This window comes from Bradyrhizobium sp. FW305-F6 (genome assembly GCF_058782905.1).
The window spans coordinates 507,511-523,024 of sequence record NZ_JBYSYD010000002.1 but is presented as its reverse complement, the minus strand read 5'-3'; the positions used below and the strand labels follow the sequence as shown (position 1 = coordinate 523,024).

Genomic DNA, 15,514 nt, shown 5'->3' with positions numbered 1-15,514 from the left:
CGTTTCGATGTCCTTCGGAGGAATGCGGGTCAACGACGATATTTCCTTCAGGATCGGGAAGGGAGAGAGGGTCGCGTTGATTGGCCCCAACGGGGCGGGCAAGACCACGCTCGTCAACGTCATCTCCGGTGACTTGACCCCTTCACAGGGCGCCGTGCACCTCGCCGGGGTTGATGTGACCGCGCTATCGATCTCCGATCGCGTCGATGCCGGCTTGATCCGGACATTTCAGATTACGAGGCTGTTCAAGAGCCTGACAGTCGCGCAGAACGTCGCGCTTGCCGTGATGCAACGAAAGGGGCTCACGAGAAACATGTTTTCCTCCCCGATGGATCGACCGGACGTTCGCCGGGAGTGGGAACGGGCCCTTGGAACGCTCGGTATCGGCCATCTGGCCGACAGGCAGGTCTCGCAACTGGCATACGGTCAGCAGCGCCTGCTTGACCTGGCAATCGGGCTTGCTCTCGAGCCGAAGGTTCTGCTCCTGGACGAGCCCGCGGCAGGGGTGCCGTCAGAGGAGTCCTCAAAGATCATCGAGGCGATCGACAAATTGCCATCTGATATCGCGGTCTTGATGATCGAGCATGACATGGACCTCGTCTTCAAATTTGCCCGCCGTGTGCTCGTTCTCGCCAACGGAAAGCTGATCTTCCAGGGTAGTCCGGCAGAAGTCACGCACCATCAGGAAGTCCGTCGAGCTTATCTAGGTAGCTACGCCGATGCCCGCCACGCGTCTTGAAGTCAAAGGCCTCAGTGCCGGGTATGGCCCCACCCGCGTCATCGATCACATGTCTTTCGAGGTCTTGCCCGGAGGTCGTCTCAGCATCCTTGGTCGAAACGGAGTCGGCAAGACGACCTTGCTCGCATCGCTGATGGGGCTGACGACCCATCATGGTGGAAGAGTATTCCTGGGCGAAGCAGATCTCACGGATTCCAAGGCATCGACACGTGCTCGACGAGGTCTCGGCTACGTACCGCAGACACGTGACATTTTTCGGTCGCTGACGGTGGAAGAAAACCTGGTCGCAGGTCTCAAGGATCGAGGCCGAGAGGCGCTCGAAGAGGTCTACGTGATGTTCCCGAGGCTGGCCGAGCGCCGGCGCCACTTCGGGACGCAATTATCGGGCGGAGAACAGCAGATGCTCTCGCTCGCCAGGACGCTGCTGGGGAGGCCTTCAGTTCTCCTCTTGGATGAGCCGCTCGAGGGGCTTGCGCCGGTGATCTGCGATCAGATCATGGAGATCATCACGGCGCTGGCGAGTTCTGGCGAGATGACCATCGTTTTGGTCGAGCAACAGATCGAACGAGCGCTGCGCTTTGCGGATCATGTCATTGTGGTCGAACGGGGCAAGGCGGTCTGGAGTGGCGAATGCTCGCAGCTACGCGACGCCCCTGAGATGGTCGACCGCCTGCTCGGTGTTGGGGTGCACTGAGGCTTGCGGCCTTGGTTGTCATCGAGACAATGGGCAAGCTCTTATCAAGTTATTCGAAGCGCTTGTCGTTGGATGTACCCGCGTTGCGCTCGCAAGTTCACCCACCACTGCGTGCCGCGCGTTGGCGCAGCAGCCTGGCGAACGCCTCCGCGGGCGGTGAGAGCACGAGCCCGCGCCGTTGATATATATAGTAGCGGCGGCGAATTTCCGGAGCGCGCAGCTTGATGAAACGCACGTCGAAATTCGGCGCGAACAGCCGTCCGTAGTCGGGAACGGCCGCCAGGCCGGTACCGACGCCCACCAACGCCAAAGCGGTGGTCAGATATTTGACCTCCACGGCGGTCTGCATGGAGAGCGAGCTGTCGTGCGCATGCAATAGGCTCTCCAGGTGCCGGTTGAACTCACTGGAATAAATGACCCAGCGCTCGTCGCGGAGCTTCTTCCACGAGACGGCGCGTTGCTGCGCCAGCGGGTGCTGCGCTGAGCAGACCACTCGGATCGGAACATCCATCAGGAACGTGCTGGTGACATCCTCGCCGGTGGCGCGCTCCGGGCCAACGCCTAATTCCGCCTCGCCACGGCGCACAGTGCCCACCACCTCGTCCGCCATCGCGTCGGTCACGCGGAGGCCGACATCCGGATGGGCTTGCTCGAACTCGCCCAGCACTGCCGCGACCCATGTGCATGCCAGCATCTGCGGCGCTACCACGCGCAATAAGCCGGTGCGAAGGGAGCGAAGGTCCGAAGCGCCCTCCGCGATCTGTTGCACGTCATCCAGGATGCGGCGCGCCAGGGGGAGCAGTTGCTGGCCGGCCGCCGTCAACAATACGACCGCGCCGCGGTCGAACAGTTTCAGCCCCAGCGTCTCCTCGAGTTGCTGAACCAGCATGCTGACCGCCGACTGCGTCAGGTTGATCTGTCTCGCCGCCGCCGTGAAGCTGCCCGCCCGGGCGACCGCGGCAAAGGCGCGCATCTGGCGCAGGCTGAGAGTGGAGAGAACGGCGGGCCGCATCACTTATCCTCGCTCGAACGGATCGAATATCAGGAAACCTGATGATGATATTAAAAGAATTGGCTTGTGTGATAGGGGAATTATTTTTCAGAATTCCCGCATGCACATTGTCGTCATCGGAACGGGAATCGTCGGCGCTTGCACTGCGGCGTGGCTGCAGCGCGACGGACACGCGGTGACCTTCGTCGACCCGCTCGACGCGGGCGAGGCCTGCTCCTTCGGCAATGCCGGCTCGCTTTCGCCCAGCGCCTGCCTGCCGGTCGGCATGCCTGGCATGTGGAAGAAAGTCCCGCGCTGGCTGCTGGACCCATTGGGACCGCTGACGGTGCGTTGGCCCTATGCCCCGCTTGTGGCGCCATGGCTGCTGCGCATGCTGCATCATTCGTCACGCGAAGAGGTGACACGCATCGCCACCGCGCTGCGTTCGCTGCTGGCGCCGATCTTCGACTGCTATGATCCGCTGCTCGCCCATGCCGATGCAAGGGAGTTGGTGCGGCGGAGCGGCTGCCTGTACGTCTTTTCTTCTCGCGAGACGGCGGCGCAGTGGGCCTGGGGCATGAACCTGCGGCGATCGCTGGGCGTACGGATGCAGGACGTGGAACAGGACGAGCTGGAAAGCCTCGAGCCCGACCTGAAGGGGCGTTTCCGGTTCGGCATTCTGGCGCCCGATAACGGCTCCACGTCCGATCCATCTGCCCTCGTCAAGGCGATCTACAACCGCTGCATCGGCGACGGCGCGCGTCACGTTCGCGACCGCGTCCATGGTTTCGAGCGGCAGGGCCGGCGCGTCACGGCCGTGTTGTTGGAGCAGGGCGAGCCGCTGGCAGCGGACGGCGTGGTGGTGGCAGCCGGGGCCTGGTCGGGCGCGTTGGCGACACAGCTCGACAGCCCGGTGATGCTGGAGACGCAGCGCGGTTACCACGTCACGGTGCAGAGCTCGAACCTGGCCCTGCGCCACACCGTGATGGCGGTGGAGCACAATCTGATGGTCAACCCGATGGCCATGGGTCTGCGGCTGGCCGGTACGGTGGAATTCGCCGGCTTGAAGGCGCCACCCAACATGGCCCGTGCCGATGCCCTGCTTCGTCAGGGACAGCAATTGTTCCCGCACCTGGACACATCGTCCTTCACGCGCTGGATGGGTCATCGTCCCTGTCTACCCGACAGTCTTCCCGTGGTGGGTCCGGTCCGCGCGGCCGACAACGCCTGGCTCGCCTTCGGCCATGGCCATATGGGCATGTGCATGGGCGCGGCGACCGGCCGCGAGATCGCGCATCTGGTGGCCGGACGACCGACGCAGGTGGACCTGACTCCGTTTTCGCCGGAGCGCTTCCGTTGAGCGCGTCCTGGTCACTCGCCGTGGACATGGGTGGCACCTTCATCGATGCGGTGGCCTTGCGGAGCGACGGACGCGTTGCATCGCTCAAACATCCACGCGCCGGACGCCGGCTGGCCGAGCCGGTCGTCGAGGCACTCGATCGGTTGTGCGCGCAGGAGGGGATCGGGGCAGGTGACGTCGGCCGCGTCGTGCACGGCTCGACGGTCATCACCAATCTGCTGCTAGAGCTGAACGAGCCGCCGGTGGCCCTTGTCCTGACGCGCGGCATGCGCGACGTGCCGGTCCTGGCACGCCAGGACCGCAAGGAGCTGTATGAACCGGTGATCATGCCGTCCGTGCCTGAAGCAAAGCTATTTCCGGAGCCGCTGCGTTTCGAGATCGGCGGGCGCATCGATGCCGAGGGGCGTGAGGTGGAGCCACTCGACCTGTCGGCCGTTGACGCCATCGCGGATGCAGTGAGCGCTGCCGGCGTACACGCGCTGGCGGTCGGTCTGTTGTTCTCGCACCGTAATCCGACCCATGAGCGCGCACTGCGTGCGGCGCTGCATGCGCGTCTTCCGAGCTTGCACATTTCACTGTCCAGCGAAGTCGATCCGCAAGTGCGGGAATTCGAGCGCTGGCTGACGACGGCCCTGGACGCCTATGCCAAACCGCTGGCAGCGAATTATCTGCACGCGCTGGCCGACGCATTGAAGATACGTGGCTTGCCGCCGCTGCGCCTGATGCGATCGGCCGGCGGCACTGCGCCCTGGCATGATCTCGCCAAGCAGCCGATCGGCCTTGCCATGTCCGGTCCCTGCGCGGCGCTGCAGGGCGTGGCCGCCGGCCTCGCGGCCTCTGGCCCTGCGATCGTTCTGGATATCGGAGGCACCAGCGCCGACATCAGCATTCTGCTCGACGGCAGGCCGACTTTTACCGATGTGCTGGAATGCGGCGGCTTGCCCATCCGTCAGCGCTGCGCAGACATCGCTTCCATTGGCATTGGGGGCGGCAGCGTGGTGTCGGTGTTGCCGGGTGGCGCGCTTCGCCTGGGGCCGCGCTCGCAAGGAGCTTGGCCAGGACCGGCCGCCTTTGGCCTCGGCGGTGATTTGCCGACGCTGAGCGATGCGCTGTGCGTCCTGGACCGCCTGCCGCCCCGGCTGGCCGGCGGCATCGTGCTGGACCGCGCCGCCGCGGAGGCCGCGCTCGGCAGCGTGGCCGGCGCGCTCGGCCTGTCGGTGCTTCGAACCGCTGAAGCCGTCGTGGGCGCGGCCGCCGCCGGGATGGCGGAGGCGCTCAAGACCCACGCCTTTCAGCGCAACCTGGATCCGGCGGATGCGGTGCTCGTCGCTATCGGCGGTGGCGGCGCGCAGCATGCGGCCGAGATCGCCGAACTTGTGGGCATCCGCCGCGTGCTGGTGATGCCGAACGCCAGCGTGATGTCGGCGCTGGGCATGCTCTGCGGTCCGGAAGAGGGCGACGTCCGCCTGACGGTGAGCAATAGTCCGTGGGCTTCGTTGCCGCCGGAAGGAGCAGGGCCGCATTCGTTTTTCACGCCGATGACCACCGCCTTTGTGCCGGCGGGCTGGTCCTGGCGGCTGACGCCGGATCAGACGCTGGTGCTGGAGGCGAAGGCATGATGCCGCGCGCGCGCGACGCCGCACCTGATCCGGTCATTGCGCTGCGCATGGAGCCGCTCCGTCTGGCGCTGCAAGGCACGGCCGACCGCATGCAGCATGGCATGATGCGCGCCGCCGTGTCGTCGATCGCCCGCGAGAGCGGTGACTGTGCCGCGGCGCTGTTCCTGCCGGACGGGCGCTTGCTCGCCCAGGCGCGCTCCCTGCCGCTGTTGCTGGGATCGCTGATTCCGGCCGTTGCCGGTGTGCTCGCACGCTTTCCGCTCGCAACGATGTCCGAGGGCGACGCCTATCTGCTCAACGACCCCTGGTCCGGCGGCACGCATCTGCCGGACCTGGCTCTGGTCCATCCGGTCTTCCACGATGGCGAGGTGATCGCCTTCGCCGCCGCCAATCTGCACCATCAGGATGTCGGGGGCATGGCCGCCGGCTCCATTCCGCCCGACGCAACCGAAGTGTACCAGGAGGGCCTGCGCCTGCCGCCGGTGCTCTGGCGCAGTGCCGAAGGCGTGCTGCCCGATATCGACGCCATCCTGGCCGCCAACTCACGCACGCCTGGCAATCTGCGTGGCGACCTGGAAGCGCAGTGGACCGCGCTGACGCAAGGCGCGCGCGAACTGAAACAGATCGCGCGTCACACCGGACCTCGTTTTGCCGACGTCTGCGATGCCCTGATTGCGCAAACCGAATGCATGACCCGCGCCGCTCTTGCTGCCGCGCCCGACGGCGAATGGACCTGGCGCGATCAACTCGACGGCGACGGCATCGACACCGACCCGGTTTCCATCGTGGTGAGCTTGCGAAAGCAGGATGATACACTGGTCGTCGACTTCGAGGGGACCGCGCCACAGGTGAGGGGCCCGCTCAATGCATCGCCGGCGGCGATGCTGTCGGCGGCTCTGTTCTTCATGCGCACGCTGGCACCGGACGCACCCAACAATGCCGGCTGCCTTGCGCCACTGACGCTGAAGCTTCCACCCGGCAGTCTGGTCAATCCGGTGCTGCCGGCGGCGGTCAATGCGCGCACGGCGACCGTGAAGCTGGCGTGCAACGCGATTCTCGGAGCCTGGTCTCAATCGGAGAATGGGGTGGGCGTGGCGCCGCACGCCGGGGTGGCCACCGTGCTCGCGCTCAGCGGCACGCGGGCCGACGGGCGACGCTGGATGCTCACCGAAATCATTGCCAGCGGCGCCGGCGCCAGCGTCCACGCGCCCGGCCGCGCCGGCGTCTCCACCGACGTCGGCAATGCACGCAATACCCCCGTGGAGGTGATTGAGACCGAAGCGCCGCTGCGTGTGGAATGCTACGAGATCCGCCGCGGCAGCGGCGGCGCCGGTCTGCAATGTGGCGGCGACGGCGTGCGGCGCGCCTATCGGCTGCTCGAAGGCCAGGGGTGGGTCGCCTATCGCGGCGAGCGCCATGTCGGCCGTGCGCGCGGTGCTCGAGGCGGCGGGGCCGGCGCAACGTCGATGGCCCGGGTCTTGCGTGTGGACGGAGCGATCGAGCTCTTGCCTGCGCGCGCCCGCATCGCGTGGTCCGCCGGCGACCTGCTGATCATCGAAACCGCTGGCGGCGGCGGCTGGGGTCGTCTCGCTCCAATTGAATCCGCCAATCCACCCGCAAGGAGTTGCCCATGATCCGTTTCCCGATGTCGCGCTGTGCGACGCTGGCGTTGGCCAGCTTCGCGATGCTCATGCCTGCACTGGCCCATGCGCAATCAACCTACCCGAACAAGCCGATCCACATCGTGGTGCCGTTCGCGCCTGGCGGCAGCACCGACGTGCTGGCACGGCGTGTGGGAGAAAAACTCGCCGCGGCCTGGGGACAGCCGGTGGTGGTCGACAACCGTCCCGGTGCCGGCGGCGCCCTGGGCGCCGACTTCGTGGCCAAGTCCGCACCCGACGGCTACAACCTGTTGGCGGGGGTGACCGGCAGCAACGCCATCGCGCAGGCGCTGTATCCGAAGTTGCCCTATAACGTGATCAACGACTTCGCGCCCGTGTCGATGATGGTGAACTCGCCGCTGGTGCTGGCCGTCAATCCCGACGTCAAGGCGAACACGCCGGCCGAGTTTCTCGCCCTGGCCAAGTCGAAACCGGGCGAGCTGAGTTACGGTTCGGCCGGCAACGGCACGTCGATGCATCTCACCGGCGAGATGTACAAGCAGGCGACCGATGTTTCGATGGTGCACGTTCCCTATCGTGGGAGCGCGGCCATGCTCACTGACCTCATGGGCGGTCAAATCCAGGTCACGTTCGGCGACGTCCTGGTGCTGATGCCGCAGATCCAGGCCGGAAAGATTCGCGCGCTGGCCGTCACCTCGAAAACCAGGCACCCGCTGTTGCCGAACGTGCCGACGCTCGATGAATCGGGGCTGAAGGGTTTCGAGGCGCTGTCATGGCAAGGCCTGTTCGCGCCGGCCGGCACGCCGCCCGAGGTGGTCGAGAAGCTGAGCGCAGAAGTGAACAAGGCCATGCAGTCTCCCGACATCAGGGACTACTTCGCGGCGCAGGGCTTCATCGTCCAGGGCTCGACTCCCGAGGCCTTCAAGGCCTTTGTCGCGAGCGAGGTCCAGAAGTGGACTCCGATCGTGAAGAATTCGGGGGCCCAGGTGAATTGAGCTGCCGCCGCCGGCGCGGTGCTCATTGGAATTCGCCGGCGGCCTAGCGCAACACGACCTTCTGATCGGTCCAACGGAGATAGTGTCGCGGCGCTGCGCCGAGCTCACGCTTGAACATCGCGGCGAAGGCGCTCGGGCTGTCATAGCCGACGTCAAGTGCCACGCAAGTCACGGGTTCGCCCGCGCCGAGGCGAGCCAGGGCTTCCAGAAGCCGTACGCGCTGGCGCCAGACGGAGAAGCTTTGGCCCGTCTCTCGGCGAAACAGCCGCGTCAGCGTTCGCCGGCTGAGGCGACACCTGTCGGCCCAATCATCGAGCGTGAGGTCGGAGGAGGGGTCGCCGAGCACTGCCTTGCAGATCGCCGCAAGTCGGGGATCCGGAGGCACCTCCACGTGCAGCGTCACTTCCGGCATGCCTGCGATTTCGGTGAGCAGAAGTTCGAGCAGCTTGCCGTCGCGCCCATCCTGGTCGTAGGTCTGCGGCATCCGCACCGCCTCCTCCATCAGGGCTTCGACGAGCGAGGAAGCGCGAATCAGGCGGCATGTCTCCGACGTCTTCCGCAGGCGATCAGGCGTGACATAGATCGTTTGGGCCTCGACTTCGCCCCAGGCCCGCGACTGATGGACGACGCCGGCCGGAATCCACAGACCATGCCCCGGTGGAACCACGAAATGACCGCGCTCGGTCATCATCGCCGTGACGCCGGTGATCTGCAGTATGAACTGATCACGTCGATGCGAATGCCGCGTGCTGGTGCTCTCGTTCGGATAGGTCGCGGTCATCGCGGCGACCGGCCGCGCGATCGTCTGAAGATGTCCGGCATAGTTTGCGGCCGCCGCCGGGCCCGCCTGCTTGTTGCAGGCCCGCAATTCGCCAGTGACGTCCCGCCTCGCTACGACTCTCACGTGTCGTGAACTCCCTGATGAGGTCCTTTTCGCAAGGCTCTTATGCATCTTCCGGGCCAGATATGGCCCGGTCGCGACGGTTATTGTCCTCCATCAGGTAGCGCGGGACAACGTGTTTGGCAACAATACGGGCGCCCACGACGTTCGCTCGAACCGAATGCGAGGCTGGGCCAGTCGATATGCGACTACGGAGAGCTCGATGAACAGACGCGAATTCACCCAGGCCATGCTGGCCGCTGGCGCCGCCCTTCCGTTGGGCATCACCCGCGCAGCCGGCCAGACCCGCGGCGGAACGCTCAACACCATCATCCAGCCCGAGCCGCCACTTCTGGTCACCGCCTTCAACCAGCAGCAGCCGACGCTGACGCTTGGCGGCAAGATCTACGAGAGCCTGCTCAAATACGGCGCCGACCTCAAGCCGATGCCCGGCATGGCGCAGTCCTGGGAGATTTCGCCTGACGGCCTGACCTATACGTTCAAGCTGTTTCCGAACATCACCTTCCATGACGGCAAGCCAATGACGTCCGAAGATGTCGTGTTCAGCTGCATGAAGGTGCTGACCGAGACCCATCCGCGCGCACGGCAGAACTTCGCCCGCGTCGCCTCCGCCGAAGCGCCGGATCCGCTCACCGTCGTGTTCAAGCTGAAGCAGCCCTTCGCGCCGTTCCTCGGCTGCTTCGACTGTACGTCGGCGCCAATCGTACCCAAGCACATCTATGAAGGGACCGACTTCCGCAAGAACCCGCTGAACGACAAGGCGATCGGCACCGGCCCGTTCAAGCTGAAGGAGTGGGTGCGCGGCTCACATGTCCATCTGGTGCGGCACGAGGGCTATTATCTGAAGGACCAGCCCTATCTCGACGAGATCATCTATCGCATCATTCCGGACTCGGCCTCGCGCGCTCTGGCCCTGGAGAACGGCACCGTGCAGCTCGTGCAGTGGGCGGACATCGAGTTCTTCGACGTGCAGCGCTTCAAGGCGCAGAAGAATCTCGAGGTCACGACCAAGGGCTACGAATATTTTGCGCCGCACCAGTGGCTCGAGATGAACAACCGCATCGCGCCGATGAACGACAAGCGCTTCCGCCAGGCGGTGATGCATCTGATCGATCGTGACGCGCTCGCCAAGCGCGTCTATTTCGGCAGCGCCAAGGTTGCGACAGGCCCGATCTCGTCCAAGACGAAATTCTATGACGGCAAGGTCAAGCGGTACGATTATTCAATCGAGAAGGCCAAGGCGCTGCTCGACGAGATGGGGCTGAAGCCCGACGCCAACGGCAAGCGTGCCGAGATCAAATATGTCGTGCCGCCCTACGGTGAATCCTACCAGCGCGCCGGCGAATTCTTCCGCCAGAGCTTTGCTCGCGTCGGCATCGATCTCGTCCTCGTCGGTACCGATATGGCGGGCTGGGCCGAGAAGGTGGGCAATTGGGACTACGAGATGACCCAGAACCTGCTCTATCAGCTCGGGGATCCCGCCCTCGGTGTCGCTCGCACCTATGTGTCGTCGAATATCAAGAAGGGCATCCTGTTCTCGAATACGCAGGGCTACTCCAACCCCGAGGTGGACAAGCTGTTCGACGAAGCTGCGGTCACGCTCGACGAGGCCAAGCGCCAGGAGTTGTATTCCAAGGTGCAGCAGATCCTGGTCGAAGACGTGCCGGTCGCCTGGACGCTCGAACTCGAATATCCCATCATCTACGACAAGGCGTTCAAGAACGTCGTATCGACCGGCATCGGATCGCACGAGACTTTCGGGGCGGTCTACAAATCGTGATCCGACTCGGCAACGCAGCGACGATCGGGCTGATGGCGCTGAGCCGGATCGCCCAGCTCATCGCGGTCATCCTCCTCATCGCCACCTTCAACTTTGTTCTGGTGCGTGCGGCCCCCGGCGATCCGGCCCAAGTCATGGCGGGGCAGTCGGGCGCGTCCGATCCGAAATTGCTGGAGGATCTGCGTCGGGAATACGGGCTGGATAAGCCTTACGTCGTGCAGCTCGCGAGCTATCTTGGCCGCGTGGTCAAGCTCGATCTCGGTTACTCCTACCGCCAGCGCCGCCCCGTGGCCGATCTCGTCCTCGAACGACTGCCGGCGACATTGCTGCTGACGGTCACCGCGTTCTGTCTGGCGCTCCTGATCGGTACGACGCTCGGCGCACTGGCGGGGCTTGCGGCAGGTACGGTGCTCGACACGGTCTTCACCGTGCTGTCGCTGGTGCTCTATGCGACACCCGTATTCTGGCTCGGGCTGATGCTGGTCCTGGTCTTCTCGGTAACGCTCGGCTGGTTGCCGCCGTTTGGTTACGAGACCATCAACGTCAAGCTCTCGCCGATCGAACGTGCACTCGATGTCGCCAAGCACTTGATCATGCCGGTGACCTCGCTGGCGGCGATCTACTTGGCGATCTACGCTCGTCTGATGCGATCTTCGATCATCGAGGTCGCCCAGCAGGACTTCATCAAGACCGCGCGCGCCAAGGGCCTGACCGGCCCCAGCATCGTCGTCGGCCATATGCTGCGCAACGCCCTGGTGCCCGTCGTCACCGTCGCCGGCATGCAGGCGGGCGCGCTGGTCGGCGGCGCCGTCGTCATCGAGACCGTGTTCGCCTGGCCGGGGCTCGGGCGGCTGACGTTCGATGCCCTGCTGCAGCGCGATTATCCCGTGCTGCTCGGCATCTTCCTGATCCTGTCGATCGTCGTCATCGTGCTCAATCTCCTGACCGACCTGATCTACAAGCTGATCGACCCCCGCATGACCACGGGAGCGGCGTGATGGATGCGGTCCGCTCCTTCCTGCGTCATCCCTCGGGCATGGTCGGCCTCGTCGTGCTGCTCATCGTCGTGATCGTCGCGATCGTGGCACCGGTCGCCTTTCCGGTCTCGCCCTGGGAGATGGTCAGTGCGCCCTTCACGCCGCCCGGTGAGGACGGACTTCTGCTCGGCGGCGACACGCTCGGCCGTGATGTCGCGGCCGGCGTTGCCTATGGTGCGCGCGTGTCGCTCGTAATCGGAATCGCCTCGGCCATGGCCGCCATGGTGATTGGCGTCACGATCGGAGCGATCTCAGGCTATTTCGGCGGCAAGGTTGATCTCGTCCTGATGCGGATGACCGAGCTCTTCCAGACCATCCCCGCCTTTGTGCTGGCCATTCTCCTGGTTGCGACCTTCAACCCGTCGCTGCTTACGATCATCCTGACCATCGGTGCAGTGAGCTGGCCGCCGCTGGCGCGCCTCACGCGCGCAGAATTCCTGCGCCTGCGCAACCGCGAATTCGTCGAGGCGGCGCTGTGCCAGGGCGAGGGCACCCTGCGCATCGTGCTCGGTCACATCCTGCCCAATGCGATCTCCCCGATCCTGGTCGTGACCTCGCTGACGGTCGCGACCGCCATTCTGTTGGAGAGCGCCCTTTCGTTCATGGGCCTAGGCGACCCCAACCTGATGTCCTGGGGGTTCATGATTGGTGCGGGGCGCACCGTCATTCGCAATGCCTGGTGGATGAGCGTGTTCCCCGGGCTTGCCATCCTCATCACCGTGCTTGCGATCAACCTGTTCGGCGAAGGCCTCTCCGATGTCCTCAATCCCCGTGTGTCGAGGCGCCGATCATGAGGGGCACCGTGCAAGCCATGGCCCCCGTGCTCTCGGTCGAAAATCTCTCGATCGCGCTGCCTGATGGCGGTGATCGCCCCTTCGCCGTCGAGAATGTTTCGTTCGAGGTGAAGCCGAACGAGGTCGTCTGCCTCGTCGGCGAGTCCGGTTCGGGCAAGTCCATGATCGCGCATGCACTGCTGTCGTTGCTGCCGAAGAGAGTCGCCGTCGCCTCTGGCACGGTGATGGTCGCAGGTAAGAACCCTGTACAGCTCGATCGACAAGCGCTGAGTCGCCTGCGCGGCGGCGACGCAGCGATGATCTTTCAAGAGCCGCTGTCCTCGCTGAATCCGCTCAAGCGTGTCGGTAAGCAGATCGAGGAGATGATCCTCACACATCAGGAGCCGACGCCGTCCGCAAGTGAAGTTTACGACCGCGTGCAGCAGCTTCTGACGCAGGTGGGCTTGCCCAACCCCAAGCTGCTCGAAAAGAGCTATCCGTTCGAGCTGTCCGGTGGCCAGCGTCAGCGGGTCATGATCGCGATGGCGATGGCCAACCGGCCGGCGCTGCTGATCGCGGACGAGCCGACCACTGCGCTCGACGTCACCACCCAGCGTCAGATCCTAGGTCTGATCGACGATCTCAGGCGTGACCGGGGGATGGGCGTGCTGCTCATCACGCATGATTTCGGCGTCGTCGCTGACGTCGCGGATCGTGTCGTGGTGCTGCGTCACGGCAAGGTGGTGGAGCAGGGGACCGTCGAGGAAGTTCTCCGCCATCCCAAGGCCGACTATACGCGCGAGCTGATCGACGCGGTGCCAAAGGCCCGCCTCGACCAAATCAACCGGAAGGACGTTCACTCGGAGCCTCTGCTAGAGGTGATCGGTCTCCAGAAGACGTTCCGGGTTAAGCGCGGCTTCCTTCAGCCGCCGCGCGAGGTTGTCGCCGCCGACGGCATCTCGTTGACGCTGCATGAAGGCGAGACGCTTGCGGTGGTCGGCGAGTCGGGTTCCGGCAAGTCCACCCTCGGTCGCATGATCCTTCGGCTGACCGAGCCCGACGATGGAGCCATTCGCTTCAACGGTCAGGATCTGCGCCGGCTGCGTGGCGAGGCGCTCCGCCAGGCGCGCAAGCAGCTTCAGATCGTTTTCCAGGACCCCTTCGCCAGCCTCGATCCGCGCCAGAAGATCGGCGACGCCATCGCCCGTGGCCCAATGGCCTTTGGCACCTCGCGCGCTGAAGCGATGGAGCAGGCCAAGAAGCTGCTGATGCGGGTCGGCCTCAGCGCGGTCGCCGCCGATCGCTACCCCCATGAATTTTCCGGCGGCCAGCGCCAGCGCATCTGCATCGCCCGGGCGCTCGCTCTGAAACCGCGCGTGCTGATCGCGGACGAAGCGGTGTCGGCGCTCGACGTCTCCGTGCAGGCACAGGTGCTGGCGCTGCTCGCCGAGCTGCGACAAGAGATGAAGCTCGCCATGGTCTTCATCACACACGATTTGCGCATCGCCGCGGAGATCGCCGACCGCGTCATCGTGCTCCAGAAGGGCCGCATCGTCGAGGAGGGCGCCACCGCCGACGTTTTCATCGCGCCTCAAGCGACCTATACGCGCGACCTGCTCGATGCGATTCCGGGCCGCAACTTCTTCGACCAGCCGGGTTTTGCCAACGAGACCGGCAAGATTCCGACAGCAAGGATGAGTTCATGACCGATAGCGTTTCCCTTCCAGCCGCCGCGCGCGAACGCATCGAGGCCGCCGTGGATGCCGCCTTCGACAAGCAGATCGACACCACCATCGCGTTCACCGCGATTCCGAGTACGCGCGCGGCCGAAGCCCCCTGTCAGGACATGTTCGCAAAGTTGCTGCGCGAGCGCGGCTATGAGGTCGACGATTGGGTCATCAATCAGGACGATCTCAAGACACTGCCCGGTTACGGCCCCGTCGAGACCGATTTCTCTCGCGCGCGCTCCGTCGTCGGCACTTACCGGCCGGCGAAGGAGGAGGGTCGTTCCCTGATTCTCCAGGGCCATTGCGACGTCGTGCCGGCAGGTCCTCTCGACATGTGGGAGCGGCCGCCGTTTCAGCCGGTGGTCGAGGACGGCTGGCTCTATGGCCGCGGCGCCGGCGACATGAAGTCCGGCACCATCTCGGCGCTCTACGCTCTCGATGCGATCAAGGCAGCAGGCTACAGGCCCAAGGGCCGCATTCACCTCCAGTCGGTGATCGAAGAGGAGAGCACCGGCCTCGGCGCGCTTTCAACTCTTCAGCGCGGCTACCGCGCCGATGCCTGCATCCTGCCCGAGCCGACCGACGAAAAGTTGATGCGCGCCCAGGTCGGCGTGATCTGGTTCCGGTTGAAAGTGCGCGGAATACCCGTCCATGTCGCACGCGCCGGTACCGGCTCGAATGCGATCAAGGCTGCCATCCATCTGATCCAGAAGCTCGAAAGCCTCGAAGCCGAATGGAACGAGCGCGCCAAGACGCACCCATCCTTCAAGTCCGTCGATCACCCGCTCAATTTCAATCCCGGCATCATCAAGGGCGGGGACTGGGCCTCCAGCGTTCCCGCCTGGTGCGACGTTGATTGCCGCATCGGCGTTCTGCCCGGCTGGAAGATTGCCGACGCCCAGGCCGAGATCGTGGATTTTGTCAGCAAGGCGGCGCGCTCGCATCCTTTCCTCGCCAACAACCCGCCCGAGATCGTCTGGTCCGGCTTCCTGTCGCCGGGCTATGAAGCAACGGAGATCCAGGAAAGCGAAGCCGTCTTGGCTCCGATCTACGAGCATGTGTTCGGTCGCAAGCTGACGGATTTTTCGTCTACCGCGCTGACGGACGCACGCTTCTATGGCCTCGATTTCGGCGTTCCGGCATTCTGCTTCGGTGCAAGAATGGAAGGCGCGCATGGCTTCAACGAGCGCGTCGACCTCGCCTCGGTGAAGCGAGTCACCAAGGCGCTTGCGCTGTTCGTCGCGAGCTGGTGCGGAATCGAGGTGAAGTAGCTCGA

At 64.7% G+C, this 15,514-nt stretch carries 13 protein-coding genes; 11 read left to right on the top strand and 2 right to left on the bottom strand.

The genetic code is table 11. The annotated features are described in order from the left end of the window. Window positions 1-7 precede the first annotated feature (7 nt). Window positions 8-739 carry an ABC transporter ATP-binding protein gene (locus AC3WLX_RS13825; protein WP_492337284.1) on the top strand — a complete coding sequence of 244 codons (732 nt, stop codon included), beginning with the start codon at window positions 8-10 and terminating at the stop codon, window positions 737-739. Next, the gene (locus AC3WLX_RS13820; protein ID WP_492336349.1) at window positions 720-1,433 is read left to right on the top strand and encodes an ABC transporter ATP-binding protein; all 714 of its coding nucleotides are present in this window, start codon (window positions 720-722) and stop codon (window positions 1,431-1,433) included. Before AC3WLX_RS13825 ends, AC3WLX_RS13820 begins: the two co-directional genes overlap by 20 nt. Before the next feature lie 97 nt (window positions 1,434-1,530). Here AC3WLX_RS13820 and AC3WLX_RS13815 read toward each other — a convergent pair whose 3' ends face one another. Beyond that, complete coding sequence (locus AC3WLX_RS13815) at window positions 1,531-2,445, bottom strand: LysR family transcriptional regulator (protein WP_492336348.1); 915 nt, start codon at window positions 2,443-2,445, stop codon at window positions 1,531-1,533. 100 nt (window positions 2,446-2,545) lie between these two features. On the opposite strand from AC3WLX_RS13815, the gene AC3WLX_RS13810 reads away from it, so the two are divergent. The 4 genes from AC3WLX_RS13810 to AC3WLX_RS13795 are packed head-to-tail and all read left to right on the top strand — an operon-like array spanning window position 2,546 to window position 8,020. Beyond that, a complete protein-coding gene (locus AC3WLX_RS13810; RefSeq protein WP_492336347.1) occupies window positions 2,546-3,784 on the top strand; it encodes an NAD(P)/FAD-dependent oxidoreductase in 1,239 nt (412 codons plus the stop codon). Then, complete coding sequence (locus AC3WLX_RS13805) at window positions 3,781-5,403, top strand: hydantoinase/oxoprolinase family protein (protein ID WP_492336346.1); 1,623 nt, start codon at window positions 3,781-3,783, stop codon at window positions 5,401-5,403. The genes AC3WLX_RS13810 and AC3WLX_RS13805 overlap by 4 nt, the downstream gene beginning before the upstream one ends. Next, the gene (locus tag AC3WLX_RS13800; protein ID WP_492336345.1) at window positions 5,400-7,037 is read left to right on the top strand and encodes a hydantoinase B/oxoprolinase family protein; all 1,638 of its coding nucleotides are present in this window, start codon (window positions 5,400-5,402) and stop codon (window positions 7,035-7,037) included. The genes AC3WLX_RS13805 and AC3WLX_RS13800 overlap by 4 nt, the downstream gene beginning before the upstream one ends. After that, complete coding sequence (locus AC3WLX_RS13795; protein WP_492336344.1) at window positions 7,034-8,020, top strand: Bug family tripartite tricarboxylate transporter substrate binding protein; 987 nt, start codon at window positions 7,034-7,036, stop codon at window positions 8,018-8,020. The genes AC3WLX_RS13800 and AC3WLX_RS13795 overlap by 4 nt, the downstream gene beginning before the upstream one ends. 43 nt (window positions 8,021-8,063) lie before the next feature. Here the strand turns inward: AC3WLX_RS13795 and AC3WLX_RS13790 are convergent, their stop codons facing one another. Beyond that, on the bottom strand, window positions 8,064-8,924 hold the full coding sequence (locus tag AC3WLX_RS13790; protein WP_492336343.1) for an AraC family transcriptional regulator: 861 nt from the start codon (window positions 8,922-8,924) through the stop codon (window positions 8,064-8,066). Window positions 8,925-9,123: 199 nt separating this feature from the next. Here AC3WLX_RS13790 and AC3WLX_RS13785 point away from each other — a divergent pair, with 199 nt between their 5' ends. From AC3WLX_RS13785 to AC3WLX_RS13765, 5 genes are read left to right on the top strand one after another with little or no spacing between them, the layout of a single operon-like run. Further along, complete coding sequence (locus AC3WLX_RS13785; protein WP_492336342.1) at window positions 9,124-10,701, top strand: ABC transporter substrate-binding protein; 1,578 nt, start codon at window positions 9,124-9,126, stop codon at window positions 10,699-10,701. Continuing rightward, window positions 10,698-11,699, top strand: a complete 1,002-nt coding sequence (locus tag AC3WLX_RS13780; protein ID WP_492336341.1) for an ABC transporter permease — start codon at window positions 10,698-10,700, stop codon at window positions 11,697-11,699. The genes AC3WLX_RS13785 and AC3WLX_RS13780 overlap by 4 nt, the downstream gene beginning before the upstream one ends. Further along, window positions 11,699-12,532: an ABC transporter permease gene (locus AC3WLX_RS13775; RefSeq protein WP_291619784.1), complete on the top strand. Its 834-nt coding sequence runs from the start codon at window positions 11,699-11,701 to the stop codon at window positions 12,530-12,532. Before AC3WLX_RS13780 ends, AC3WLX_RS13775 begins: the two co-directional genes overlap by 1 nt. Continuing rightward, window positions 12,529-14,217 (top strand): dipeptide ABC transporter ATP-binding protein, encoded by a 1,689-nt coding sequence (locus tag AC3WLX_RS13770; protein WP_492336340.1) that lies wholly within the window; start codon window positions 12,529-12,531, stop codon window positions 14,215-14,217. The genes AC3WLX_RS13775 and AC3WLX_RS13770 overlap by 4 nt, the downstream gene beginning before the upstream one ends. Next, the gene (locus AC3WLX_RS13765) at window positions 14,214-15,509 is read left to right on the top strand and encodes an ArgE/DapE family deacylase (protein WP_492336339.1); all 1,296 of its coding nucleotides are present in this window, start codon (window positions 14,214-14,216) and stop codon (window positions 15,507-15,509) included. Before AC3WLX_RS13770 ends, AC3WLX_RS13765 begins: the two co-directional genes overlap by 4 nt. The last annotated feature ends 5 nt before the right edge of the window (window positions 15,510-15,514 follow it).

What these genes read in the sequence shown, in the direction of transcription:
- AC3WLX_RS13825 (WP_492337284.1), top strand. Translation starts at nt 8, where the DNA reads ATGTCCTTCGGAGGAATGCGGGTCAACGACGATATTTCCTTCAGGATC.
- AC3WLX_RS13820 (WP_492336349.1), top strand. Translation starts at nt 720, where the DNA reads ATGCCCGCCACGCGTCTTGAAGTCAAAGGCCTCAGTGCCGGGTATGGC.
- AC3WLX_RS13815 (WP_492336348.1), bottom strand. Translation starts at nt 2,445, where the DNA reads ATGCGGCCCGCCGTTCTCTCCACTCTCAGCCTGCGCCAGATGCGCGCC.
- AC3WLX_RS13810 (WP_492336347.1), top strand. Translation starts at nt 2,546, where the DNA reads ATGCACATTGTCGTCATCGGAACGGGAATCGTCGGCGCTTGCACTGCG.
- AC3WLX_RS13800 (WP_492336345.1), top strand. Translation starts at nt 5,400, where the DNA reads ATGATGCCGCGCGCGCGCGACGCCGCACCTGATCCGGTCATTGCGCTG.
- AC3WLX_RS13795 (WP_492336344.1), top strand. Translation starts at nt 7,034, where the DNA reads ATGATCCGTTTCCCGATGTCGCGCTGTGCGACGCTGGCGTTGGCCAGC.
- AC3WLX_RS13785 (WP_492336342.1), top strand. Translation starts at nt 9,124, where the DNA reads ATGAACAGACGCGAATTCACCCAGGCCATGCTGGCCGCTGGCGCCGCC.
- AC3WLX_RS13775 (WP_291619784.1), top strand. Translation starts at nt 11,699, where the DNA reads ATGGATGCGGTCCGCTCCTTCCTGCGTCATCCCTCGGGCATGGTCGGC.
- AC3WLX_RS13770 (WP_492336340.1), top strand. Translation starts at nt 12,529, where the DNA reads ATGAGGGGCACCGTGCAAGCCATGGCCCCCGTGCTCTCGGTCGAAAAT.
- AC3WLX_RS13765 (WP_492336339.1), top strand. Translation starts at nt 14,214, where the DNA reads ATGACCGATAGCGTTTCCCTTCCAGCCGCCGCGCGCGAACGCATCGAG.